Consider the following 24,026-nt stretch of genomic DNA (forward strand, 5'->3'; position numbering starts at 1 on the left):
AATGGATGAAGCCAGCCATTTTTGGCTGTTACAATATATACTTTGCTGATGCCGGTTTCCCGCATCAATTTATCAATTCTTTAATGATGTCGGCAGGTCTGATTCCTTCTGCTTCAGCTGCGAAGGAAATCAAAACCCTGTGGCTGAGTACCGGAAGCGCCACTGCGCGCACATCCTCTTCAGAAGGTGTGAGACGTCCATCCAGAGCGGCTTTGGCTTTGGCTCCCAAAACCAGATATTGGCTCGCGCGGGGGCCTGCACCCCAGTTTATTTTTTCAGCGATGGAGGGTTTGCAGCTTGGGTCACCGGGTCGGGTTGAACGTGCCAGTTTCACAGCGTATTCCAGAACGTGGCTGCTGAGCGGCATATTTCGGATTGCGGTCTGTATCGCGATAATTTTTTCCGCGGAAAGCAGTGGATGTGGTTCCTGACCGGGCGCGCCGGTTGTGTTTTGCACGATGGCGAGCTCTTCTTCATAGCTGGGATAACCAATGTCGATAAAAAGCATGAAACGGTCAAGCTGCGCTTCCGGCAGGGGATAGGTTCCTTCCTGCTCGATGGGATTTTGGGTGGCCATCACGATGAAGGGCAGATCCAAATCCATGGTCTTGTTTCCACTACTGACCTGATATTCCTGCATGGCTTGCAACAGCGCTGCCTGTGTTTTTGGAGGTGTGCGGTTAATCTCGTCCGCCAGAATGATGTTTGCGAAAACCGGGCCTTTGATATATTGAAATTCCCGGCTTTCCCCACCGCTGCGGGAAACCAGAATGTCTGAACCAGTGATATCTGAGGGCATCAGGTCAGGCGTGAATTGAATCCTGCCAAAGGACAGGTTCAGCGCTTTCGCGATGGTGGAGATGAGCAGGGTTTTTGCCAAGCCTGGCACGCCTTCAATCAGCATGTGACCATTGGCAAAAAGGCCGATTAAAACTTTTTCCACAACATCGTCCTGGCCAACAATCACTTTGCGAATCTCGTCCAAGAGCTGTTGTTTCAAGGGTTTCAATTCTTCAATTATTTGTATCATTTTTTCGCTGTTCATATATCTTTATCTCCGTGAATCATTACTTTCAGCGCCTGTCCGCCATAACCGAGGATGGCACCCAAACCAGTGATACCGATTAAGACGGATGTCAAAACATGCGCGAAAGCCATGATCGCGGAGGCGCTATCTTTTGTCAATGCAAATCCCACCGAAAAGATGATTATCATCATCCATTCATTGCTGCCCAACTGTGCCGGTGGCTGTGGCAGAGCGTAGGAAAGGTTTATCAGAGTATAGCCAAACAGCACTTTCAGAAAATTCAATTCAACTCCAAAGGCTTGGAAAAGCAGGAAAAAATAAAAGCCATCCAGAGTCACTCCCAGGGCTGTGAGCAAGACCGCGAAAAGCAGGTGGCTCCAATGTTGCTCGAACACGTTCAAACCTTGCACAAAAACTTCGATATGGCGGTCGATTTTGGTTTGGAAGCGCTGAGGCAGCCAGGAGAATAGGGCATGTAAAAGCTTTGCCACCTTGTCTTTATGCCAAACCGAAAGTAGCAGGATAGCCATGGAAGCCAGGAAAAAAAGTCCCAAAAGAATCAACAGAACCGCCAAAGCGGGTGAAACGTGAATTTTGAGAAGTGGCAACAAAAGTAACACGAACAGGATGCCCAGAGTATCGAAAGTTTTATCGATGAAAATGGAGGGGAGGGTTTTAAAAATGGGGATGCCATGGTTATTCTTTATAAACCAAGCTTTTACGACTTCTCCAGCACGAATTGGAATGAGGTAGTTCACCCAGTTTCCACCCATGCTATATAGAAATGTTTTGCCCACAGGGATTTTCACCTGTTTGCGCAGGAGCAGGTTCCAGCGCCAGCTACGGACCGCGTAGGCAGAAAGATAGATAATTGAAGCCCAGACAACCAAATCCGGCTTGACGCTGCGGATATTCAAAATCACCTGCCGGGGATCGATACTGCGCAGCCAGAGCCAGATGAGAAGCAGGCCTAAAAGCAGGCCAACGACCAAATAAATCAGGCGTTTACGAGACAGATTTATTCTCCGGCATTGCCCTGGCGCGAAAAAACCAGCCTGTAATGATGCGCCCAAATCTTTTTGAAGGCTTCAGGCACGGTTTTTTCGAACCATTGCAGTTTTCGCATTCGTTTTTCAAAGCTTGGATCCCGCCCTTCGTAGTGGCTGAGAATGCTGAGGCATTTTTCCACTTTTGGGGGATTATCCGCTTTGGGAGCGGTTTTGAAGCCAAGCCATTTTCCCAAAAGCTCTTCCTTGGTCATGCCAATGTCGGGCCAGGGCGGGCAATCAAAAAAGCCGCTGTCTTCCAGCCTCCAGCCCAGTTTTCCCAAGATTGAAATGATGGAAGCGGGGTCGATGTGCTCAAGTTTTAGCTCGGGATATTCCTGGGGACTGTAATCACGAAGCTGCAGCTTGTAGCCGATTCCGGAGCGGTTTGGAACGCTGATGAAAATAACTTTGGCAGTGACGCGGGAAAGCTCTGTCAAAAAAGCTTTCAGCTCCGGCACAAACCACAGCGCGGAAAAAGAAAAACTGAGGTCGAAGGATTTATCCGGATATTCCAAGCTGCGAAAATCCGGGTTCAGTTCCGCGCGCAGAGGGCGGTTCAGCCAGTTCCATAGCTCTCGAATCAATTCCAATCTCTGCGCATCGTTATCCTGCAATGTAATTTGCACGCCGGAATCCGCCAAAGCCATCAAATTGATGCCGCTGATACCAGTGAAACCAAAACTGGGGCTCTCCAAGGCTGTTTTCACGTCGTATTTTTTCGCGGTTGCCAAAATCAGGTCGTTCAAAACCACCCGTTCGTAGGAAGAACCAAGCCCCTCATGGGGTTCACTGTAATATTTTTCCCAGTCCTTGATAATCGGGATGGCCATTATTTCCCCAAATAATCCGAAATCGTGAGCCGGATATCCGGAATCGTATAACTTTCCGGGAGATTCATAAGTTCATAGGTATCAGAAACTTGATAGAACCAAGAGCGCGAGATTAGCTCAAAACGGCTCACCCAAAGCTCGTTTTTCGCCCAGCGTGCCAAGCTTTCGCCCCAGCGGAAGAATTGACGGTCAAGTTTTAGCAGCGTGTTGTAGTTGCTGCCACGTAGTTCGCGTGAGATAAAGTTTACCAACTGATGGAGTTGCACCGGCTCGCGGTCCGCAACGTTGAGAGCCGTTCCCGGGGTGAAATCGTTTTCCAAAAGCCAGAGAAATGCCTGGGCGATGGTGTTCACATTACACAGATGAATCCAGATTCTTTTGTTAATCAGTGGGAATTGTTTTTTGTGTATCATTTTCACCATCTGGTAGGGGAAACCGTAGTCACCGCTTCCGTAAGTGATTGAAGGGCGTAGGATTGCAGATTTTAAGCCACGCAGTGTGGCACGTTGAATCATTTTTTCACTTTCTATCTTCGTGTAGTGGTAAAAATTATCCGGGTTGCGTTCGGTGCGATTGTTTGCGGGCAGTTCTTCTGGGATGGCACCAAACACTCCCACCGACGAGCAAAACATGAATTTTGCCCCATATTCAAGGCTGAATTCCGCAAGTTGCTGGGTGGAGAGAAAGTTTGCCCGCAAAAATTCGTTTTTATTAAACTTACGTCCGCCACGCAGGGCTCCAATGTGCATCACCGCGTCAAAAGAATTGTCTGCAAGGAAGTTTTTCAGACCATTGATATCAGCGAGGTCGATTTTTGCCAGTTCAAGCTGGGTGCTGAACGCGTTGTAACGCTGAGGTTTTGTTCCGGGACGGATGAGCGCGGTGATGTGCCAATCGTTGTTTTTGGCTAAAATGGCATCAAGTACAGCCCTGCCGATGAGTCCAGTGACACCGGTGATGAGGAGTTTGGGCATTTATTCAAAAATCCTGCGCCAGAGACTTTTTTTCCGGCGGCGCCTTGATTGTGGAGCCGTTCTCAGGTATACGTATTTATATGGAACTCTCTCATTTTTAAGGATTTTGGCGGGAAAATCCTGCGTGAGCAGTTTCGCCACATTTACATCCAACTCCGCTTTCACCATTTCAACAGCTTCAAAATAGGATCCGTAGGGCATTTTGGCATGGTCATCAGAGGCCATAAAGTGGGCCCAGCCATTACGAAGCAGCAGCCATGCCGTTTGACGCACTTTTTCGCCATAATGACCCAAAAGGCTGCCGGCATTCACCTGAATATAAATATCCTTGCGGATTAAGTCCTTGGCGTCGTGGACGTTGTGCATGATGCTGACATAGCGCTCTCCGTGTGCCAAAATGGGTTTGTAGCCTTTGCGCAGCAATGGGTAAACATTTTCATAAAAATCCGACGGCAATCCGTTCAAATCTGATTCCACCAGAACGTAGCGGGAATTTCCCAGGCGGAGATTGTGTTTTTCAATATCTTTCAGGCTGAAGGGATGCAGAAAGATTTCAAAGCCTGGGTGCAGTTTTATCATAATCTGGTTCTGATTTGCCAGTTCCTGAAGTTCGCGCAATCTGGCATCATAATCTTTGCGCTCATAGTGATAGCGCCCGGGCATGAAGTGTGAAGTGAGGAAAACATCGCTGATGCCGCCATCCGCCATTGCGCGCAGTTGGTTTAGAGAATCCTCAGAGGTTTTTGAACCGTCGTCGAGCTTTGGCAGGAGGTGGCAATGTATGTCTATCATATCATCAAGGCAGATGTTCTTTTATCATCTGGATGAATTCGAAAAGCACCTCTTTGCTATCAAATGGCACAATCATCCGTTCGCTTTCATCCAACATTTCTTCCACAGCTTGGCGAGCTTTGTCGAAGCCCAAAAAAGCCGTGTAGCTGTTTTTGGATTTTGGCACAAATTCTTCATCAAAATCCAAGCCTTCGCTGCCGCGATTATAGTCCGCGCTGATATTTTCAATCATCTGGAAAGCCAAGCCGAGGTTTTGCGCGTAGGTGTTCATGATTTGTCTGATGTTTTCATCCGCTCCCGCCAAAACACAAGCCATATCGGATGCGGCCTGCAGCAAGGAACAGATTTTTTTAAGGTCAATATAACGTAAAATGTTCAGCTTCATCTGGCGATGTTTGCTTTCCAATTCCACAGCCTGGCCTCCGATTAAGCCATAGCTGCGGGTGCTGATGGACAAAATACGTGTGCAGGCAAGGGATTTGGAAGGCGGCACAATCTCGCCCAAGATTTCGAAAGCCAGGGTGTAGAGCGCGTCACCCGCCAAAATGCCGACCGCGTTGTCAAATTTTAAATGCAAAGCCTGTTTGGATCGACGTTCCGCCTTGTTCATCAACATCGGCAAATCATTATGCACCAGCGCCGCGTTGTGGGCCAATTCTATTGCTGTCGCAGCTTTGACCGCCTCAGCCAGACCTTTTTTACTCTGTTTCCCGGCAAGCATTTCATAAATCGCAAGCAATAAAAGAGGGCGCCAGCGTTTCCCACCGGAAAAAACCGCGTAATGCATCGCTTTTTTTAGTTCCTTGGCAGGTTGGGTCTGAGTTCCGAGATAGTGTTTCAGACTTTTTTCGATCAAATCCAAACGGGTCTCAAAATACTTCTGTAAAAGCAAGTTATACTCCTGATGGCAATCCATCTCAGTTTTATACCATTTTATATTTCATTACTATGAATCGCCGGTTGTTGTCAAGTGTTTTCTGACCCCATTGATTTTTTGAGGCTCAAAGCTTGTGCCATAAAGACTTTGACATATTTGTGATTCTGTTTCGGGTGAGCTTGTAATGGTTGCTGCCTTATGTCAACCTTAACTTTCTAAAGCGAAACATAAGGAATACATAAGGCGGCAATCAAGAACGCTGCCAAACTATTTTCTCTTGACCCCAAAACATCGACTGAGAACATGGCGTTCAGGATAAAAAACAATGCGTACAGGAAAAATCATCGACATCGAATGCCGTTGCGGTTACAAGCTGTTCCGATATTTTAAAGCGGGAAAAGGCAGACTGATAAAGTGCATGATCAACCGTTTAACCGAGGATAATGTGGGTTTGGCTGGTGCGGCAACTTTTTCCCGACCGCTTTGCCCTGCCTGTGGGCGCGAGCTGGGAATCATCATGATGATTCACGGACAGCCCGCACTGAAGCTGAATCAGGGCACAATTAAAAGCATTAGAATCTAAAAAAGATATTTTATAAGGGAAGGGAAATTCTTTTGCCAGTTTTGGCGGACTGGTAGATGGCTTGGATGATTTCCACTGATTTACGACCGTCACGACCATCTGTAAAAATGCGACCGTTGTTTAGCAAAACATCAACCACATTGCGGTAGTAGGGGTTGTGGCCAAATCCATAAACATTTGGAGGCTGGTAGTTTGCATCCCGAGCAATACGATCGTCGTCGTCGTAATCCTCAAATTCCCATTTTTCGATTTTGTTCACTGCCACACCGCCAACTTTAACAGTTCCATTTTCACCAATAATTGTGATGGAACCTTCGAAATTTTTGGGATATGTGAGCATGGTCACGTTCAGGGTGCAGATGGCTCCGCTGCGGAAATGCAGGATGGCGCAGCCGGTGTCTTCCGCTTCAATGCGGCGCGCCATGGTGGATGTATATGCCATCACGCTTTCCACGTTTCCCAGCAGCCAATAAAGCGCGTCCACATAGTGGCTGGCTTGGTTCATGAAGGCGCCACCATCAAATTCCCAAGTCCCGCGCCATTTTTCAGCATCGTAATAGGCTTGGGGACGTTGCCAAAAAACGTTTGACTGGGCCAAAAAGATACGGCCAAAACGATTTTTCTCAATGGCATTTTTAAGCAGTTGCATGGTGCTGTTGAGCCGGTTTTGTTTCACCACGAAGAGTTTTACCTTGTTGGCATCACAGGCTTTAATCAATTTATCCGCGCTTTCGATGCTGATTCCCATGGGTTTTTCTGTGATCACATTAACTTTATGTTTCGCCACATCGATACCCAGGGCGGGATGCAAGCCGCTGGGAGTGCAGATGCTAACCGCATCCAGCTCTTCCTTTTGCAACATTTCCAAGTGATCGGTATACCAGTTTTTGATGTTATAGGTTTCAGCGGCTTGGCGAGCTTTGTCTTCCAAAATGTCTGCGCAGGCAACAAATTCTGCTTCAGGGATTTGCGACACTGCTTCAAAATGGTTTTTGGAGATGCGGCCGCAGCCGATCAAACCCAGTTTAATCTTTTTGCTCATACAACTGCTCCTTTAGTAGTTTTTCGGTGTTCCAGATACCAGGCGCACATTTCGGCGATACTGTCTGCGATACTCTTTTTTTGAACGAACCCGGCTTCGCGAATTTTTGGGGCACGGAAGTCTGTGGCAGTGGAGAACTTACGCATTCTGTCGCTATTCACAGGCAGGTCCAAGCCCAGCAAAGACGCGGGGATATCAAAAACCTTGCCAATCCCAACCGCCACAGATGCCGGGATTCGCAAATGCGGCATCCTGAAACCGGGCTGCGAGGCGATTAACTCCATCAGTTCATGCAGGCTGAGATAAGGCTCATCCACACAGTTGAAATGCTGGAAGCCCGGTTCAAGTAAGCTCAGGGAAAACATGATCATATCTGCCATTGTGTCCAAGGAAACCACGCTTTTTTTATGGTTGCCTTGTCCCACCATAGCAATTGGGCGCCGATGCATTGTATCCATCAGTTTATACATATTGGCAAAATTGTTGGGACCATAAATGACAGTGGGACGCAGCACAATCAATTGTCGCGCTGGGTCTTTTTCCTGCCAACGGATGCAAAGCTCTTCGCCAGCCAGTTTCGATTCACCATAGGGGTGATCCGCTGCATACGGAGCGTTTTCATCTGCAGGGCCTTCAGGATGACCAAACACAGCCACCGTGCTGAGGTAGATGAGCTTGTTGATTCCGGTTTTTTCCGCGAAATCCAGCAACGTTCTGGTTCCATATTTATTATGGTCAAAATATTCGCCACGCTTAATGCCAAAATCGTGTTTCGCGGCGGCACAATGGATAATTAGATCGATTTCAGAATTGTTTTCCAGTTCAAAGGCGCCATTTACGCTTTTGAGATCTTTGGCGTCGCGGATGTCGCCGATCAGAGTCTTGGGATGGGGCTCACTGTTGCAGTTGGGGCTGATATCAATCCCCGCCACATGGTAGCCCGCGTGGTCAAAATCCCACATCAATCTGCTGCCAACGAATCCGTTGCTGCCTGTTACAAGAATATTCATAATTTTAGGTGTCTCCTAACGCACCGGTTCCCAAGTGTTCATTCTGGTTCTTGTGATATAGCGGAAAAAAGCCGCCATTGAAGACCAGATCATTGCCATAAGATAGGCTGGAGCTGTGGAAAATGGCAGACGCAGGTTTCTTTTCTGCAAGAGCAGGCTCAGTGCTCCATAGCCATAAACTGCAGCCTGAAGGCAAAATATGATCCTGTAAAACAATATACTCGACAAAAAAACAGAGGCAATGAATCCTGTCAACACAAAAACGAAAAAAAGCCAACGCAGCAGTTTGTGGGAAAAAAGTTTGAAGCAAACTGCGGGATGGCGAAAGGGGTTGAGCAACGCGAGATTACGTTCCACCACAAACCATTCGCGGGTGACGATGCGGATTTTGCGGGACATTTCCTGTTTAGCGGATTGGGTTTCCTCTTCAAACACTTTCGCGCGGGGCTCGTAGGCAGTTTTCCAAGCTTTTTTCAAGACTGTGAGCACGCGTTCAAAGTCATCCACGGATTGAGGATCAACCTTTTCAAAAAGGTCTGTCCGGATCAAAAAAATGCCGCCATTTGCGCCAATGATGCAACCAAGCTCACTTTCCAAGCTTTTCAGCCAGGATTCATAACGCCAATACAGGCCTTCTCCCGATCGATTTCCTTCACCAGGAACGATGCGCACTTCTCCTGAAACCAAGCCCAGGCGAGGATTGGAAAGCATTTTTTCCATTAACAGGTTCAAGGCGTCGGGTGCAAACATGCAATTTGCGTCTGTGGAAAGCACGTAATCCGAATCCATCTTAGGCAAAACCATGTTCAGGGCGCTGGGTTTTCCGCGACGCGGTTTTTGGATTAGAAGCTCCACGTTTTGCCCGGAAAACGATTCCACGATTTCATTTGTGCGGTCGCTGGAATCGTCTGAAATCACGATCATTTTGACCCTGTCTCTGGGATAGTCCATTTGCAGGAACGATTCAATCTTCTTAGCGATGGATTCTTCTTCGTTGTAGGCTGGGCAAAGAACCGTGACCGTGGGTAAAGGCTGTGGCAGCTTGCAATTTAGCTCTTTTTGTTTGGGTTTGATCTTGTTAATCAGAAGCAATAAAAAAGGATAGCCAAACAGATGGTAGGCAAGCAGCCCAAAAGAGCACCAAAAAAGGACTTTGGCAATTGTCATATCAGGTTTTACCTCTTCCGCGCCATATAGTTGATTCGCGATATTTGCCGGCGATTTGCATCCAGCGCGGGAATCGATCTTTTCAAGCTGGGAAAAGCTATAACACCCTGATAAACAGTGGCATTGCTGTTGACTATGAAATTGAGGCTCCTGCCTTGCATAAAGTTCCTTTTTTTTGAATATGTAATTATGATGATGCTTAGCCTGACTTTTATGTGCCCTATTCTGTCAAGAAAATTCACAGAGATGCAACTTTTCGTGGGTACTTGAATTATTGCGGAATCACCAAGGGAAATTTGGACTTGACAAGGCTCAGCCGTTTGAAATCTTGATTTTTCCGCTTGGTATTATCGCGGCTGTCACAGCAATGAAAACACCAAGCATAAGTATAATATAAAGTTATGGATGTTGGATGTCCCAAATCAACCTGAAAAAGAATATCGCCGTCAGCGGCGGATTTCGCGTGGTCATATTGGTGCTATCTTTTTGCGTCAGTTGGCTTTCCGCGCGCTATTTGGGCGTGGAGGGAAAAGGGCGTCTCAGCTATCTCATGACCATGGGTGGGTTTATTTGGGCTGTTTTGGGCATGGGTTTGAATCACAGTTATCCATATCTGATCAGGAAAAATCCGGATAAACGGAGCGATTTGTATGCTTGGACCTTGCTGCAGTTTGCCTTTGAAACCCTGTTATTCCTGGCTGTGGGGCTGGGCTTGATCAAGTTTTGGAACCAAGTTCTGAGCTTCGATTTCACCCCTCTTTACATGGCGCTGTTTGTGATTTATATCACCTTCACGAAAGCAGTTATGCAGATGCAAGCCTTCTATATTGGGGTGGATAAAGTCTTTCAAAGCTCCATGGCACATTTGATTAACACCGGTTCCTGTCTGCTGCTGCTTATGGCGGGCTTCATTCTGGTTCCAAGTGGTGACCGTTTTGGCTACTATCTGGGTCTCACAGTTATTGGTTTGGCAATTTCGCTGGCCTATTTAAGTTTTGGGCATCGAGAGCGCATAAGTATATCCAGTATGGACATTTCCTTCATCAAACATTCCTACGGTTTTGGAATGAGAGCCTTCGTTTCCATGTTTTTAATCTCGCTTTTGGTGAGGGCAGATATCGTGATTGTAAAACGCCTCTTGGACTACAGCCAGGTTGGAATCTATTCCATTGCGGCACATGTGGTTGACATGCTGCAGGTTGCTTCAAATCTGGTGGGCAGCCTACTTTTGGCAAAGCTTTCTGACACCGCCGAAGAAACCGAAAAATGGCAACTCATGAAGAAAATGTTGATGCTTTTCAGCGTGTTCCTCCTGGTGGGAAACTTGGGGTTTATGTTGCTGGGTAAATATGTGTTAGGCATATTCTTTGGCCTGGATTTTGTTCCAGCGTACGCGGTCTATTTATGGCTGATCCCTGCAAGTTTTGGGCTCAGCTTCGGTTCGCTTTTTAATAACTATCTGAATAGCAAGGGTTTCCCGATTGTTACCATCGTGATTGCGGGTTTGGCCTTACTGCTGAATGTTGGGTTGAACTATTTGATGATCCCGCTTTGGGGCATCAACGGCGCTGCATTGGCAACTTCGATAGCGTATCTTTTTTGGTTTTTCCTAATCATTGCGTACGAGCAGAAGGCTACATCGGGAAGGCTTTTACCACACTTGATTCCCAAACGCGAAGACTGGCGGGAGCTTTATCTTTCAATCCGTGAGCTGTTGACCCAAATATCCAAAAAGAAGATGGGTGGCATCTGATATGCGCAGTGTGAAAAATCATCAAAAGCGTATTCTGATTATCCACACCTGGGGCATCGGCGACATGATTTTGCTCACTCCCGCGCTCAGGGTTGCCAAAAAAATGCATCCAGAGCTGAATATCACCTTGCTCGTGTTGCCACATGCGGCAGCGCTTCCGGTGCAAAACGCAAGCTATGTGGATGAAATCATTTTTGGAGGTTGGAAACCACGGGAGCTGATTGCCAGCCTCAGAAAACTTCGCAAGGAAAAATACCACGCGGCTTTCTTTTCATCAGGTGTAACAGCTTGGAAAACATGGCTTTTCCTGCTATTTATTAAAGCAAAACATAAGATAAGTGAATATAATAAATTTAAACTGCCATGTTTAACAGATTATGTTCCACGCAAGCCTCAGCAAAGCAGAGCGCATTCGAACTATGAACTTTTAGCCACCGCGATTGAACTGCCAAAATGGGAAGAAGCTGTGCAAAAGAGGGAAGAGCTGGACTTGGCGACCGACTTCACACTATCTGAGGAAAACCTGGAATGGGCTGCTAACTATATAAAAACACAGCAGCTTGGAAGTAAAAACATTCTGGCGATCCATCCTGGCTGTATGGCAAGCAATAGTTTCCGCCGCTGGCCTGTTGAATATTTTGCCACCTTGATTGAATCAGTGAAGAAAGATTTTGACCTGAACATAGTGGTCATTGCAGGTCCTGATGAAGAGGAAGAGGGTCGATATCTATCTCAAATTGAAGGTGTTAAGCTGTTAGAGCGCAGCTCCTTGTGCAATGTGGCTGCCTTCATATCTCTTTGTGATGTTTTTGTGAATACTGATTCCGGTTTGGGGCACATAGCGTCTTGTTTCCAAATACCTTCTTTAACCATTTTTGGCCCTGGGGATGAAAATCAGACTGCGCCCTTTTCCCCAAAAAGCGAGATTGTGCGCCTTGAAATTGATTGCGCCCCTTGCGTGCGAAATAAAAAACGGAATTGTAAAGCGGAGTGTCTGTTAGGTTTAAGTCCCCAGATGGTTTACGATTCTTTGAAGCCGATCTTGGAAAAACTTTGACCTCAATAACTGGTCAGTTTTTCGGATAAAGGCTCAGCAGCTTTCTGGTCAGCTCTCTGCGGGTAAATTTTTCAATGTTTTTGGCTGTGGTGGAGAATTGCTCAGGATTGTTCAAAATCTGCTGTAAAGCTTTGCTGATAGCTTCGGAATCCCTTGCCAAAACGTGAATTCCAGAGTTAGTTTCATAAATCAGGTCTTTTATGGCTGAGCGTTCTGGCCCAAGCGATAAAATCGGTCTTCCAGCTCGTAAAAGCTCAAATAATTTCCCTTGCAAAACAAGTTCAGATTCGGGGTCTTCTTCAATCATGATCAAGTTTGCCCATGCCCCCAAAGTGTGTTCCAGAGCGTCTTTATGGGGCAAATAGCCTAAATAGGAATAAAACGGATAATTTCCATCTTCGATGCGAGCCAAAATATATGGCGCGATACTGCCCAGATGTAAAAACCGAAACCCCGGGATATTGCAAGCTGCCATGGCGTCCAACATTGGGATCGGGTCACCGTAATTGCGGTCCATCCTGCCCATGTAAACCAAGGTTGGTTCCGAGAATTGTTTTGCTGGCAAGCCTTCAAAATCATCTTCATCAAAGCCATTGGTAATAACTTCCGATTTTTCTGAAAGCCAGGTATATTTATCCACATAGTGAGCGCGGGTTTTTTCAGTTACGAAAATAACCCGATCACTGTTCCGCAGAAATTTCTCGTCCATTTTTCGGATGTGTTTCATTCTGAAGCCATGTACTTTACGCTCGATGAGTGGGCCGAATTGCCAGGCGTCGCGATAGTCTGCCACCCAGAATAATTTGTTGCCAAAACGTTTTTTTAACCAAAGTCCCGCCACGAAAGACGAAAAAGGATAGGCAGTGATATATAGATTACTTATCTTGTAGCGTTTGATGATGTTAGCTGCCTTCCAAGCCGCAAAAGGTGTCCAGCCAATTTGTTTGTCGATGGGCCAGATGATGTCGTTCACCAATTTTGCCAAAGTCCAGAAAGCTTTGGAAACGGGATTTTTGGGCATGGTATCTTCAAAACGAGTGCAAGTGATGCGGCTCACGTTGCGGGAGCGGATACCCAAGCCGCCAACCCTGTGGATGTGGGCTTCAGGAGGAATTTCCTGCAACAAACTATGGTCGGTTTCTTTGCGCACCGGCTTTTTGGGAACAACAGCGTGTACTTCCCAACCCTCGCGGCAGGCGTATTTCATGAATTTGAGCGCTCTCTGCACTCCGCTGAGGCCGGTGGGCGGAAATTCGTTGATAATCATCAGTAACTTATTGTTGTTCATACACTTTTCTCAATCTTGAAATCAGATCCGGCAGCATGAATTCCCGCTTAACCCTTTGCTGGGCAGCCTTTGAAATACAATCTGCCATCTGTTTGTCCTGCATAAGGCTGCGTATCGTTTCTGTCAAATCTGAAACATCCTGCGGTTTGGCGAATAAGGCTTCTTTTTCATCTTCAAAAAGACCATGTATCCCTTCTCCAATCGTTCCTATAACTGGAATCCCGGCATACATTGCCTCCAGATAAACAATACCGAAAGTCTCACTGTAGCTGGGCAGCACGAAGACATCGAAATATCGATACAGATTGCGCAGCAGCCTGTTTTCCAAACCACCGGCCAGTTTCACGTTTTCACCCAAGCCCATTGTTTTAATTTTTGCTTCCAAATCGCGGCGTTCATCACCCTTTCCCAAAATAAAAAGCTGGATTTCCCAGCCTTCCTGTTTAAGCTGAGCCACGGCATCAATCAAGTGGCGGAAGCCTTTTTCAGGGGTTAGGTTTCCCACGGAAATAATCTTGTAACTAACAGCCCTAAATTGCTTTGTGATGGGCTCAAGTTCAGCTTCTTCACAGGGAATCGTGGGACTGATAGCATTGCCCAAAATACTGGTTTTTTCTTTTGGCAGAAATGGAAAAAGCCATTTTTGCAGTCTGGCATTCACCGTGAAAACGTGATCCCAGCAAGAAAGCGCCTTGCGCAAGGTTTTGCGGTAAAATGGCAGCATCCGGTTTCCCATCAAGCGGGCGGGATGGGTGCGAATGTTGTGCAAAATGAGGAATTTTGGGATGCGGACTCGATCCAGCCAGGTTTTCAACCAAAAAAGCTCCGGAACATGCCGGAAATCATGAACTTGAATCAAATCCGGCTTCCAGCGCGCAAAAGCTCGTCTCACTGCGGGCAAAACACTGGCCGGAAAAGTTGCAAATGCGGATAAAAAAGGATTGCGAAGAGCAGGGTATGTAACATGGCAAATCTCAATTCCATCCTGCTCATAATTCTCTACTCTGTAACGAGTTCCGATCTCATACGCCAAAACTTTGACTTCATAATGTTGTGCCAATTCCTGAGCCTGATGTTGCACAAAAACACCCTGCAGGCTATTTTGCCGGCTCGGATAGAGGTCACTGATCAGCATGATTTTTTTCATTTTAGGCACCAAACGTGTTAAAACACACCAAGAAAGGACAGAAACGGACGATGCGGGTTTTTGACAAGGAATATTTCCCAAGCTCGAACGTGTCTTCGCAAAAGAAGATGCCAGTAAATCTCTTGACTGTGGTGCTGCCTCCAAAAAAATGGTACGAAGCAAAGAATCAAAGGTGACCAATATGGAAAACATCGAAAAACCAGTGGTATCAAATTTTATCCGCACGATTATAGACCGCGATCTCGAAAGCGGAAAACACAGCAAAATCGTAACTCGCTTCCCGCCGGAGCCGAATGGCTATCTGCACATCGGACACGCCAAATCCATCTGCCTGAATTTTGGCTTGGCGCGAGATTACGGCGGCATTTGCCATCTGCGTTTTGATGACACCAACCCCATCAAGGAAGATATAGAATACGTGGATTCCATCATGGAAGACGTGCGCTGGCTCGGTTTTGATTGGGCAGACAAGCTTTTTTATGCTTCGGATTATTTTGATCAGCTCTATGAATATGCTGAGATGTTGATCCACAAAGGTTTGGCGTTTGTTTGCGACCTTTGTCAGGAAGAAATCCGCGAATACCGCGGCACCCTCACCGTTCCTGGAAAAAACAGCCCCTGGCGTGAGCGCAGCATCGAGGAAAACCTCGATCTTTTCCGCAGGATGCGGGATGGCGAATTCGAGGAAGGTGAAAAATCCCTGCGTGCCAAGATTGACATGGCTTCTCCAAACCTGAACATGCGTGATCCCGTGATTTACCGCATCAAAAAAGCCGAACACCACCGCACCGGAACAAAATGGGTCATCTACCCCATGTACGACTACACCCACAGCCTTTCAGACTCCATTGAAGGCATCACCCACTCTCTTTGCACCCTGGAATTTGAAGACCACAGACCGCTGTACGAATGGTTTTTACAAAACCTGCCGGTTCATTCTTTTCCTCAACAGATTGAATTTGCCCGCTTGAACCTCAGCTACACCGTGATGAGCAAAAGGCTGCTCTTGGAATTGGTGAAAACCAATGTGGTAAAAGGCTGGGACGACCCCCGCATGCCAACCATTGCAGGAATGAGGCGCAGGGGTTTTCCACCCGCCGCCATCAGAGATTTTGCCGACCGCATCGGAGTGGCGAAAGCCAGTTCCATGGTGGATTTTGAGCTTCTGCAGTTCTGCGTTCGAGAAGAATTGAACCAAACCGCGAAGCGCGTGATGGGGGTTTTGGATCCGATTCCGCTCATCATCGAAAACTATCCTGACGACAGCTTTGAAGAGCTGGAAGCGATAAATAATCCCGAGGATTCCAGCGCCGGAACGCGCATGATTCCATTTGGCAAGGAACTCTATATTGAAAGGGAAGATTTCGTGGAAGACCCTCCCAAGGGCTGGTTCCGTCTTTCTCCGGGCGCTGAAGTGCGTCTAAAACACGCCTATTACGTAATTTGCAAGGAAGCCATAAAAGATGAGGATGGCAATATCATTAAAATAATCTGCAGCTATGACCCCGCTTCCAGAGGCGGCTCCACTCCAGACAAAAGAAAAGTGCGGGGCACCATCCATTGGGTCAGCGCAGCCCACGCGATTGATGCTGAAGTGCGGCTTTACGAACAGCTTTTCACCCTGGCGGACATGAACGAAATGGAAGAAGGTAAAAGCCCTGAAGACTACCTGAACCCTGAATCTCTGAAAGTGCTAACAGGCTGTAAAATGGAGCCTTCGCTCGCCTCAGCGGAAAAAGGAGAACGCTTCCAGTTGCTGCGCCAAGGCTATTTTTGCGTGGATTTGGACAGCAGTCCCCAAAAACCTGTTTTCAACCGCATCGTGACCCTCAAAGACGGCTGGGCGAGACAGCAGCGTAAACAATAAAAAACAACCGCGGAATCACTTCTGCTCAGGCTTTCTCGGCTCTTCTTCCTGCGGTTTATCCTCAGTCTTGGGTTCCTCGTCGTTAATAGAATAGAGCGCGAACCCGCCCAAGACGCTGAAAAGCATGGCGATATCAATAATCGTACTGCCAAAAATTATTCCCCCAAACGAAGCGGCAATAATGATGGCGCCCATTAATTTCCGTTTTGTGGAAAAAGAGATGTAGGCCAAAACCGCAATCATGACGGCAAGTACCGCCGCCACAACCAAAAACTCTCCACCCGCGGAAAATTCATGGTTCCAAACAGCTTTGAAAGTGGGGGAGACCATTGCCGCTACCGCCACAATCAAAACAATTCCCGCGCCAATCATGGCCAAAACGCTTCCCATAAATTTCATTTGTTTACTCCTGTTTGATTTTCCCAGACAACATAGTTTACCTTCTTGTCATGTCAACACAATTTTCCATCCACAAGCTTTTTAAAAAAAAGTGTGGACAGATAAGTACTGTTTTTCCAAATGGCTCCGGGAGGTAAAAATGACCTACAAAGTGATCATGATCAAGATCGACAGTCGTATCAGTGATGCGGCAAAAGTGCAGAGCATCCTCACAGAATATGGATGCAACATCAAGGTTCGCCTTGGTTTGCATGAGGTTTCCAAAGAACTCTGTGCCAATGATGGCCTCATTCTTTTGGAAATGGACGGTGACAAAAGGCGTTTGAACTCCATCGTTAAAAAACTTAACGCGGTGGAATTTGTAACAGCCCAGCTCGTCGAAATGTAAGCCACTTTTTTGGCTTTGGCGCCAGGCTGGAATGTCCTCAATTTGAGGCACGAATCGGCTTGGCGCCATTTCTATTATTTGAAATATGCCGTTTCAGGGCAGCAGCTTTGATTTTGTGGCATCAATATAATGGGAAAGATTTTCATCCATTTTCTTGAGGTCTTCCAGGGTGTGCCGTTTTATCTCAACTTGTGTGGGAGCCTCGCTTTCCACCAATTCGATGTTCAGACGCGGACTGGGCTGAAAAAGCTCATCCAGAATCTTTTGGAATTGATCCTTGAAACCCAGCAGACTACTGTGGTATGTACCTCCAGAAACTTTAAGGTTCAGCTTGTTTGAGTTTTTGATTTCGGCTTTGGTCTGCCCGAGGGCGATGGAAGCGGCACCGCTTTCACGTTTCACCCGGGCAACGATGCGTTCCCAGTTTTGGTCCAGATTTTCCTGGTTGAATTCCATCCGACGCGAAACAGGCGGTTCCGCGGCTTGCGCTTTTGGAGGCGGAACACTTGTCGTGGTCGGGCGTGGAGCCGGTTTTGGCGAAGCTGTGGGCGCGGGTCGAACCGCTTGCGGCTGAGGTAAATTCTGCGAACCAAGCTGTAAAACCAGATTTGCCACATCTTCCATTTCATCCAGCCGACACATCTTGAGCATCACCAGCTCAAAAATCAGAAATGGATTTCCGCTGCTTTTGATTTCGCTCCTCGCTTCCATCAGCATGCTGAGCATATACAAAAGGTTTTCCTGGCTGAAAAGAGCGGCAACATCATCGTAAAGAGGAAATTCCTCGGGGGTGATTTCGCTGGGCGAGCTTCCCACCTTGCGCAAAATCACAATCCGGATGAATTCCATCAAATTGTTGATGAATTCCTGCAAATCCGCCCCTTGCTCAAAAATCCGCTGAAGATTTTCCAAAAGCGCGGGCGCGTCTCCGGCTTCCACCAGATGCATCAAATCCCCAAAAACCTGCGTGGGAATGAGTCCGAATATGGGTCTCACCTTATCGATAGTCACTTCGTCCTGGCAATATGAAAGCACCTGGTCGGTCAATGAAAGCGCGTCGCGCAGGCTGCCATCAGCTTTTCTGGCAATGAGATGCAGGGATTCCGCGTCGATGCTAATGTTTTCTTCCTTCATCAGTTCCTTCAGCCTTTTCACGATGGAATCGATGGGAATGCGTTTAAAATCATAGCGCTGACATCTGGAAATGATGGTGGGTGGAACCTTGAACGGTTCGGTGGTCGCGAAAATGAACAACACGTTTTCCGGCGGCTCTTCCAGCGTTTTAAGCAGCGCGTTGAAGGCGCTTTTTGAAAGCATGTGAACTTCGTCGATGATATATATTTTCCAAGGCGATTGGCTGGGCGCGTAAAGAAGCTCACGCTGAAGCTCGCGGATATCGTCCACACCTGTGTTTGAGGCACCGTCAATCTCAATCACGTCGTTCGAGGTTCCGGAAGTGATTTCCAAGCAGTTGTGACATATATTGCAAGGCGTTACGGTTGGTCCTTCCACGCAGTTCAGGTTTTTGGCAAATATCCTCGCCATCGAGGTTTTTCCCACCCCGCGCGGTCCTGTGAAAAGATAGGCATGCGCGATGCGGTTTCCGATAATGGCGTTATGCAGGATCTGTGTGATATGATCCTGCGCGTAAACCTCCGCGAAAGTCTGCGGACGGTATTTTCTGGCAAGTACAATGTAGCTCATCTGTTCTCCAAATCCATTCTTTTTGAATCCCCTTTTTCAGGCAAGCATTTTCTACTGGACAAATTATCCCTCTGTTTTAATCGGGATTTACCCCGGCTTGTTCCGGGTCTCTCAAAAAAAAATCAAGAGCAGTGGAGGTAAAAGATGAAACTACAAGGAAAAGTGGTGATTGCCCAGGGTGGTGGCCCCACCGCTGTCATCAATCAATCTTTGGCGGGCGTTGTGTTGGAAGCCCGCAAATTTGCCCAGGTTGACCGGATTTACGGCGCCCAATATGGCGTGCAAGGCATTGTGAATGAGGATTTTGTGGATTTAAGCCAGGAAACCGTTCAAAACTTGGAAAAAGTGGCGCAAAGCCCTTCCGCGGCCCTGTTTTCGACCCGTGATAAACCGGACGAAAAATATTGCAAAGAGATTTTCAAGGCGCTCAAAGCCCATGATGTGCGCTATTTTTTCTATGTCGGTGGAAATGACTCCGCGGACACCGTGCGCATTGTAAATGAAGAGGCAAAGCTGGCTGGATATGATTTTCGAGCTATCCACATACCCAAAACCATCGACAACGACCTTGTCCTGAACGACCACACCCCCGGTTTTGGCTCCGCGGCAAGGTTTGTGGCGTCCGCCTTCGCCGGTGTGAATCTGGACAACCGCGCCCTCCCCGGCGTTTATATTGGAATCGTGATGGGACGTCACGCGGGTTTTTTAACCGCTGCCTCCGTCATGGGACAAAAATATCCGGACGATGGTCCCCATCTCGTTTATCTGCCAGAACGCCCTTTCAAGGAAGAACAATTCCTCTCCGACGTCAAACGCGTTTATGACCAGCACGGCCGCTGCGTGGTGGCGGTTTCCGAAGGCATCGTCAACGAAAAAGGTGTTCCTGTGATTACCACGCTCACCCAAAGCACCGAAACCGACGCGCACGGCAATGTCCAGCTTTCCGGAACCGGCATGTTGGGCGACCTGCTTGGCGATTTGGTGAAGGAAAAACTCAAAATCAAACGCGTGCGTTCCGATACATTTGGCTACCTTCAGCGCTCATTTTTGGGCTGCGTTTCCGACGTGGACCAACGCGAAGCCCGTGAAGCCGCGGAAAAGGCTGTCCACTTCGCTCTTTGGGACAATCTGGATGGCTCCGTTTCCATTCAGCGTGTTGGCTCCTACGCCGTGGACTATCGCCTGCAAAAACTGGAGGATGTTGCCCGCAAAACCAAGCTTATGCCCCCTGAATATATTAATCAACAAGGAAATGGCGTGACGGATGAATTCAAAAAATATCTGCTGCCCCTTGTGGGAAGCGGCTTTGAGCTCTCTCACAGGCTGCGTGCCCCCAGCGTGGCAAAACTGCTGGATTGAAACACTTGACATATTATTGCTTAACAAAATACTGGCTTAAAATCAAAAAATACACAGATGGAGGAAACCATGACCTTTAATGAATTCATGGACAAGGTTATTGCCAAGAATCCGGGAGAGACCGAATTTCATCAGGCAGTAAAAGAAGTTGTCGAAACCATTTGGGATGCCTATGAAAGCAATCCCCGCTTCGTGAAAGCAAACGTGCTCGAGCGCCTCGTTGAGCCCGAACGCACCATCATTTTCCGCGTCCCCTGGATGGATGACAATGGAAACGTGCAGGTGAACCGCGGCATCCGCGTGCAATACAACAGCGCCATCGGCCCCTACAAGGGCGGCATCCGCTTTCACCCCAGCGTGAACCTTTCCATCATGAAGTTCCTCGGCTTCGAGCAGATCTTCAAAAACAGCCTCACCACCCTGCCCATGGGCGGCGGAAAGGGCGGAGCAGACTTTGACGCCAGAGGAAAATCCGACGGTGAAATCATGCGCTTTTGCCAATCCTTCATGGCAGAGCTTTACCGCCACATCGGCCCCGATACCGACGTCCCTGCTGGCGACATCGGCGTTGGCGCCCGCGAGGTCGGTTTTCTCTATGGCTACTATCGCAAACTGGTGAACGAATTCACCGGCGTTTTCACCGGCAAAGGCCGCACCTGGGGCGGAAGCCTCATCCGTCCTGAAGCCACAGGCTTTGGTATCATTTATTTCACCCACGAAATGCTCAAAACCAAAGGCCAAAGCTTTGAAGGAAAACGCGTTGCCGTTTCCGGATTCGGTCAGGTCGCCTGGGGTGCCGTCCAAAAAATCAACGAACTGGGCGGAAAAGTTGTAACCATCTCCGGCCCCGACGGTTATATCCTTGACGAAGAAGGCATCAGCGGCGAAAAGATTGACTGCATGGTCGAGCTTCGCGCTTCCAACAACGACCGCGTTGGCGACTATCTGAACACATATCCCAACGCCAAATTCTTCCCCGGCAAGCGTCCTTGGGAAGTCCCTGTGGACATCGCAGTCCCCTGCGCCACCCAGAACGAACTTGATGTTGAAGACGCGAAAAACCTCATCAGCAACGGCTGCACCTGCCTCTGCGAAGGCGCAAACATGCCTTGCACACCCGAAGCCATCGAAGTCTTCAGGAATGCAAGAATCCTCTTTGCCCCCGGAAAGGCTGCCAACGCCGGCGGTGTCTCCACCAGCGGATTGGAAATGACCCAAAACTCCATGCGTCTCAGCTGGGACCGCGAAGAAGTGGACGAAAAGCTGCAGTCCATCATGAAAAACATCCATGCCGCCTGCGTGGAACACGGAAAACAGCCCGATGGACACGTGGACTATGTGAAAGGCGCAAACGTGGCTGGCTTCATGAAAGTTGCCAACGCCATGTGCGACCAGGGTGTCATCTAAAACCCACAATCAACTCTAATAAATACAGAAAACCCGGCTCCCGCAGCCGGGTTTTTCTATTTTCATGAAATTTTCTTTTAAGCGTCTTGCCTTAAAGGCGGTGATTTTCAGGTTTTTTTACAACCTCCTTCCTTCTTGATTGCAGCTAATTCCTTGCCTGACAAACCCCTGACGAGTATCCGAATCCCTTTCGGGGGTGGGAAAAGGGTGCCAAAAACAATACAAAAGCCGCATTCAAGAAACGACCCTATATATAGGGGCAGAATTGGGCGCTTTGTCAAGGGGTTTCGCTTTTTTTCACGCAGATTACGCTGATTTTTTATAATAGATTAGGGATGCACAGGATTATCCGGATGAAAAGGGATTTGCGGAAGCACCGGAATACCGGATTCATCCGGTCGTTGGTGCCAGATTCATCTGGCACAGAGAGCAAATCGGCTATCGAAACCGCATGAGAATGACCTACAGCCTGAACCCTGTCTTGGAAGGAATTGACCTGAACTAAGGTAAATCAGAACCCCGAGGCCGTGGATGCCGAACCTGGCATCTGCGGCCTTTTATCAATTATATGAAATTCAATCAATTCCCAAGGCACTTTTTGGGGAAACCTTATCGTAACTGCCTATCAACAAATCAATTAGCCCATATTATGAGTCTATCCGCTTTATCAATTTATAAATTCCGCTTTTACGGGAGCTTTTCAAAAGTCCAAATTCGGGACTCTGTATCCGTCTTGACAAAAAGAGAGCCAAGACACAGGAGTCCAGAACCTTAGCTACCCTATATATATCATATATAATATATAAAAATATTGAATTATATAGTAATATATATACTATATATGTATATATACCTATATCTTATGTGTATTCTCTTTTTTCCATTCTCTCCCTTTTTCTAAAAGGGACGGTATAAGAGAAAATGTTTAATTGATTAAACCATTAACTCCCATCAATACCGACCATGCAAGTCAAGCTACTGAACATCAAGGACTTATATTTACGAAAAAGCTGGTTTAAGCCGTTTTTGAGCAAAAAACAGGATGGGAATCGATTGAGAACCGGAGAATTGATAAACCCTATACGCTCAGCATTATCAATTTCAATCATTTTATCAGTTCGCAACAGGCTGTTTTCATCCATTCAAAGGCTGAAACCCTGTATCCATCGAGTTTACAGCCGTCCACTCCCTATGAATTTTAACAGTTTTCACAAGTCTTATACCCCGGCGCTTCGCAATTCTCCAGCCTGCATCTTCAGTATAAAAACCCGAAGAAATGCGTCATTCCGGAGCACCGGAGAAGAGCTCGTTGGAACGCCGAATTCATTCGGCCGTTGGTGCCAGATTCATCTGGCACAGAGAACAAAGCCGGCATCCTTTTCCACCGGAGAAATCCGGCGGCGCCGACCGGTTGAAAACCGGTGCTCCATCCGTCTGGTCGCCATCTCCCAGCCTGCATCTTCAGTATAAAAACCCGAAGAAATGCGTCATTTTGGAGCGTAGTGACGGAATCAAGCCCTTTTCTTTCTGCGGTTCAAAAAGTCCGAAAAAGGCTCTCTTTTGCAAAGTGGAAAAAAGATACGAGTCGATTCCGATCGCTCAAAATACGAGGGATTTAATCCCGCAAAAATGAAATGAGAGCATCAACGGTCCAGAAACTCCAAAGGCTTATTCAGGTCTTTGAGAAGCCGGGAAATCACCCCGTCGGGACTGGCATATCCCACAACAATTTTATCCGCCAATTCTATGATCAGTTTGTTACGTACCATGGAGGTGAAACGGTCAACCTTTGTAACGCCTTCGTCAAAGGGACTGATGACAAGCAGGTTCCCCTTGTCCAGCCTGGCTCTGATTTCCGGAGTCCAGCGCTTGTAGAAGCCGCGCGCCAGAACAATGATCAACGGTTGATTTCCCTTCAAAAGAAAGTGGAGGACATCCCTTTCCAGCTTACTGTGAAACCCTCCGATTACACAAGTTCCACTTTTAACCTGTTCAAGTGCCCAATCATAGGATTTCAAAACGCTTGCAGCGGATACTTTCCGGCTGCAAAGGAAAGCAGTGCTTGACAATGTTAAAAGAGACCTATCTCCAAGAGACTGATATTTATTCACTGTTAGTCAAGCTACCGCTCATGCGGTATTTAAGATTGTAATTTATAATATAATCTACCTCTTCTTTACTCAAGTTGAGTAACTGGCCTAAAACAATATCTAAATTGTCCAATATCGATTTAGAAAGTCTATGATAATATTCATAATCCGTTTGTTTAGTCTGTACGAATTTTTTGTTTTTTTCCAAATCACTCA

At 47.4% G+C, this 24,026-nt stretch carries 22 protein-coding genes; 8 read left to right on the forward strand and 14 right to left on the reverse strand.

Annotated features, from left to right (window positions below):
• Positions 1–64: 64 nt before the first annotated feature.
• From GX135_02400 to GX135_02425, 6 genes are read right to left on the reverse strand one after another with little or no spacing between them, the layout of a single operon-like run.
• Positions 65–1,045 carry a MoxR family ATPase gene (locus tag GX135_02400; protein NLN84940.1) on the reverse strand — a complete coding sequence of 327 codons (981 nt, stop codon included), beginning with the start codon at positions 1,043–1,045 and terminating at the stop codon, positions 65–67.
• Entirely contained in the window at positions 1,042–2,019 is a 978-nt protein-coding gene (locus GX135_02405; GenBank protein NLN84941.1) for a flippase-like domain-containing protein, read from the reverse strand. The genes GX135_02400 and GX135_02405 overlap by 4 nt, the downstream gene beginning before the upstream one ends.
• A 26-nt stretch (positions 2,020–2,045) precedes the next feature.
• On the reverse strand, positions 2,046–2,906 hold the full coding sequence (locus GX135_02410; GenBank protein NLN84942.1) for a class I SAM-dependent methyltransferase: 861 nt from the start codon (positions 2,904–2,906) through the stop codon (positions 2,046–2,048).
• Positions 2,906–3,880: an NAD-dependent epimerase/dehydratase family protein gene (locus GX135_02415; protein NLN84943.1), complete on the reverse strand. Its 975-nt coding sequence runs from the start codon at positions 3,878–3,880 to the stop codon at positions 2,906–2,908. Before GX135_02415 ends, GX135_02410 begins: the two co-directional genes overlap by 1 nt.
• Positions 3,881–4,672 carry a capsular biosynthesis protein gene (locus GX135_02420; protein ID NLN84944.1) on the reverse strand — a complete coding sequence of 264 codons (792 nt, stop codon included), beginning with the start codon at positions 4,670–4,672 and terminating at the stop codon, positions 3,881–3,883.
• Between the two features lie 4 nt (positions 4,673–4,676).
• On the reverse strand, positions 4,677–5,564 hold the full coding sequence (locus GX135_02425) for a polyprenyl synthetase family protein (GenBank protein NLN84945.1): 888 nt from the start codon (positions 5,562–5,564) through the stop codon (positions 4,677–4,679).
• 310 nt (positions 5,565–5,874) lie between these two features.
• Here GX135_02425 and GX135_02430 point away from each other — a divergent pair, with 310 nt between their 5' ends.
• Complete coding sequence (locus GX135_02430; protein NLN84946.1) at positions 5,875–6,132, forward strand: hypothetical protein; 258 nt, start codon at positions 5,875–5,877, stop codon at positions 6,130–6,132.
• A gap of 10 nt (positions 6,133–6,142) precedes the next feature.
• On the opposite strand, the gene GX135_02435 is transcribed toward GX135_02430, so the two are convergent.
• The 3 genes from GX135_02435 to GX135_02445 are packed head-to-tail and all read right to left on the reverse strand — an operon-like array spanning position 6,143 to position 9,351.
• Positions 6,143–7,174 carry a Gfo/Idh/MocA family oxidoreductase gene (locus tag GX135_02435; GenBank protein NLN84947.1) on the reverse strand — a complete coding sequence of 344 codons (1,032 nt, stop codon included), beginning with the start codon at positions 7,172–7,174 and terminating at the stop codon, positions 6,143–6,145.
• Positions 7,171–8,184: an NAD-dependent epimerase/dehydratase family protein gene (locus GX135_02440; GenBank protein ID NLN84948.1), complete on the reverse strand. Its 1,014-nt coding sequence runs from the start codon at positions 8,182–8,184 to the stop codon at positions 7,171–7,173. The genes GX135_02435 and GX135_02440 overlap by 4 nt, the downstream gene beginning before the upstream one ends.
• 15 nt (positions 8,185–8,199) lie before the next feature.
• Positions 8,200–9,351, reverse strand: coding sequence for a glycosyltransferase family 2 protein (locus tag GX135_02445; protein NLN84949.1), 1,152 nt, complete (start codon positions 9,349–9,351; stop codon positions 8,200–8,202).
• A gap of 412 nt (positions 9,352–9,763) precedes the next feature.
• Between GX135_02445 and GX135_02450 the strand changes: the two genes are divergently transcribed.
• Both GX135_02450 and GX135_02455 read left to right on the forward strand, forming a co-directional pair.
• A complete protein-coding gene (locus tag GX135_02450) occupies positions 9,764–11,104 on the forward strand; it encodes an oligosaccharide flippase family protein (GenBank protein ID NLN84950.1) in 1,341 nt (446 codons plus the stop codon).
• Between the two features lies 1 nt (position 11,105).
• Positions 11,106–12,161, forward strand: coding sequence for a glycosyltransferase family 9 protein (locus tag GX135_02455; GenBank protein ID NLN84951.1), 1,056 nt, complete (start codon positions 11,106–11,108; stop codon positions 12,159–12,161).
• Between the two features lie 13 nt (positions 12,162–12,174).
• On the opposite strand, the gene GX135_02460 is transcribed toward GX135_02455, so the two are convergent.
• Together GX135_02460 and GX135_02465 are read right to left on the reverse strand one after the other, a co-directional pair.
• Positions 12,175–13,449: a glycosyltransferase family 4 protein gene (locus GX135_02460; GenBank protein NLN84952.1), complete on the reverse strand. Its 1,275-nt coding sequence runs from the start codon at positions 13,447–13,449 to the stop codon at positions 12,175–12,177.
• Positions 13,436–14,596 carry a glycosyltransferase family 4 protein gene (locus GX135_02465; protein NLN84953.1) on the reverse strand — a complete coding sequence of 387 codons (1,161 nt, stop codon included), beginning with the start codon at positions 14,594–14,596 and terminating at the stop codon, positions 13,436–13,438. The genes GX135_02460 and GX135_02465 overlap by 14 nt, the downstream gene beginning before the upstream one ends.
• Positions 14,597–14,777: 181 nt before the next feature.
• Between GX135_02465 and GX135_02470 the strand changes: the two genes are divergently transcribed.
• The gene (locus GX135_02470) at positions 14,778–16,463 is read left to right on the forward strand and encodes a glutamine--tRNA ligase/YqeY domain fusion protein (GenBank protein NLN84954.1); all 1,686 of its coding nucleotides are present in this window, start codon (positions 14,778–14,780) and stop codon (positions 16,461–16,463) included.
• A 15-nt stretch (positions 16,464–16,478) separates the two neighbouring features.
• On the opposite strand, the gene GX135_02475 is transcribed toward GX135_02470, so the two are convergent.
• Positions 16,479–16,862, reverse strand: a complete 384-nt coding sequence (locus GX135_02475; protein NLN84955.1) for a hypothetical protein — start codon at positions 16,860–16,862, stop codon at positions 16,479–16,481.
• A gap of 139 nt (positions 16,863–17,001) precedes the next feature.
• Between GX135_02475 and GX135_02480 the strand changes: the two genes are divergently transcribed.
• Positions 17,002–17,250, forward strand: a complete 249-nt coding sequence (locus GX135_02480; GenBank protein ID NLN84956.1) for a hypothetical protein — start codon at positions 17,002–17,004, stop codon at positions 17,248–17,250.
• A gap of 93 nt (positions 17,251–17,343) precedes the next feature.
• Here the strand turns inward: GX135_02480 and dnaX are convergent, their stop codons facing one another.
• Positions 17,344–18,954: a DNA polymerase III subunit gamma/tau gene (gene dnaX / locus GX135_02485; protein NLN84957.1), complete on the reverse strand. Its 1,611-nt coding sequence runs from the start codon at positions 18,952–18,954 to the stop codon at positions 17,344–17,346.
• Between the two features lie 144 nt (positions 18,955–19,098).
• Here dnaX and GX135_02490 point away from each other — a divergent pair, with 144 nt between their 5' ends.
• The 3 genes from GX135_02490 to GX135_02500 all read left to right on the forward strand — a co-directional run bounded on the left by GX135_02490 (position 19,099) and on the right by GX135_02500 (position 23,353).
• On the forward strand, positions 19,099–20,313 hold the full coding sequence (locus tag GX135_02490; GenBank protein NLN84958.1) for a 6-phosphofructokinase: 1,215 nt from the start codon (positions 19,099–19,101) through the stop codon (positions 20,311–20,313).
• A 69-nt stretch (positions 20,314–20,382) separates the two neighbouring features.
• Positions 20,383–21,720 (forward strand): NADP-specific glutamate dehydrogenase, encoded by a 1,338-nt coding sequence (gene gdhA / locus GX135_02495; GenBank protein ID NLN84959.1) that lies wholly within the window; start codon positions 20,383–20,385, stop codon positions 21,718–21,720.
• A 1,309-nt stretch (positions 21,721–23,029) separates the two neighbouring features.
• Complete coding sequence (locus GX135_02500) at positions 23,030–23,353, forward strand: hypothetical protein (GenBank protein NLN84960.1); 324 nt, start codon at positions 23,030–23,032, stop codon at positions 23,351–23,353.
• Between the two features lie 10 nt (positions 23,354–23,363).
• On the opposite strand, the gene GX135_02505 is transcribed toward GX135_02500, so the two are convergent.
• Positions 23,364–23,789, reverse strand: a complete 426-nt coding sequence (locus GX135_02505; GenBank protein NLN84961.1) for a DNA-binding protein — start codon at positions 23,787–23,789, stop codon at positions 23,364–23,366.
• Positions 23,790–24,026 lie beyond the last annotated feature (237 nt).

The organism is Candidatus Cloacimonadota bacterium (assembly GCA_012522635.1).
GTDB lineage: Bacteria > Cloacimonadota > Cloacimonadia > Cloacimonadales > Cloacimonadaceae > Syntrophosphaera.

Excerpts from the sequence above, each read along its gene's own strand:
- GX135_02440 (NLN84948.1), bottom strand. The coding sequence starts at position 8,184 with ATGAATATTCTTGTAACAGGCAGCAACGGATTCGTTGGCAGCAGATTG.
- GX135_02455 (NLN84951.1), top strand. The coding sequence starts at position 11,106 with ATGCGCAGTGTGAAAAATCATCAAAAGCGTATTCTGATTATCCACACC.
- GX135_02430 (NLN84946.1), top strand. The coding sequence starts at position 5,875 with ATGCGTACAGGAAAAATCATCGACATCGAATGCCGTTGCGGTTACAAG.
- GX135_02420 (NLN84944.1), bottom strand. The coding sequence starts at position 4,672 with ATGATAGACATACATTGCCACCTCCTGCCAAAGCTCGACGACGGTTCA.
- GX135_02470 (NLN84954.1), top strand. The coding sequence starts at position 14,778 with ATGGAAAACATCGAAAAACCAGTGGTATCAAATTTTATCCGCACGATT.
- GX135_02465 (NLN84953.1), bottom strand. The coding sequence starts at position 14,596 with ATGAAAAAAATCATGCTGATCAGTGACCTCTATCCGAGCCGGCAAAAT.
- gdhA (NLN84959.1), top strand. The coding sequence starts at position 20,383 with ATGACCTTTAATGAATTCATGGACAAGGTTATTGCCAAGAATCCGGGA.
- GX135_02460 (NLN84952.1), bottom strand. The coding sequence starts at position 13,449 with ATGAACAACAATAAGTTACTGATGATTATCAACGAATTTCCGCCCACC.
- GX135_02415 (NLN84943.1), bottom strand. The coding sequence starts at position 3,880 with ATGCCCAAACTCCTCATCACCGGTGTCACTGGACTCATCGGCAGGGCT.
- GX135_02410 (NLN84942.1), bottom strand. The coding sequence starts at position 2,906 with ATGGCCATCCCGATTATCAAGGACTGGGAAAAATATTACAGTGAACCC.
- GX135_02450 (NLN84950.1), top strand. The coding sequence starts at position 9,764 with ATGTCCCAAATCAACCTGAAAAAGAATATCGCCGTCAGCGGCGGATTT.
- GX135_02400 (NLN84940.1), bottom strand. The coding sequence starts at position 1,045 with ATGAACAGCGAAAAAATGATACAAATAATTGAAGAATTGAAACCCTTG.
- dnaX (NLN84957.1), bottom strand. The coding sequence starts at position 18,954 with ATGAGCTACATTGTACTTGCCAGAAAATACCGTCCGCAGACTTTCGCG.
- GX135_02475 (NLN84955.1), bottom strand. The coding sequence starts at position 16,862 with ATGAAATTTATGGGAAGCGTTTTGGCCATGATTGGCGCGGGAATTGTT.
- GX135_02435 (NLN84947.1), bottom strand. The coding sequence starts at position 7,174 with ATGAGCAAAAAGATTAAACTGGGTTTGATCGGCTGCGGCCGCATCTCC.
- GX135_02490 (NLN84958.1), top strand. The coding sequence starts at position 19,099 with ATGAAACTACAAGGAAAAGTGGTGATTGCCCAGGGTGGTGGCCCCACC.
- GX135_02480 (NLN84956.1), top strand. The coding sequence starts at position 17,002 with ATGACCTACAAAGTGATCATGATCAAGATCGACAGTCGTATCAGTGAT.
- GX135_02445 (NLN84949.1), bottom strand. The coding sequence starts at position 9,351 with ATGACAATTGCCAAAGTCCTTTTTTGGTGCTCTTTTGGGCTGCTTGCC.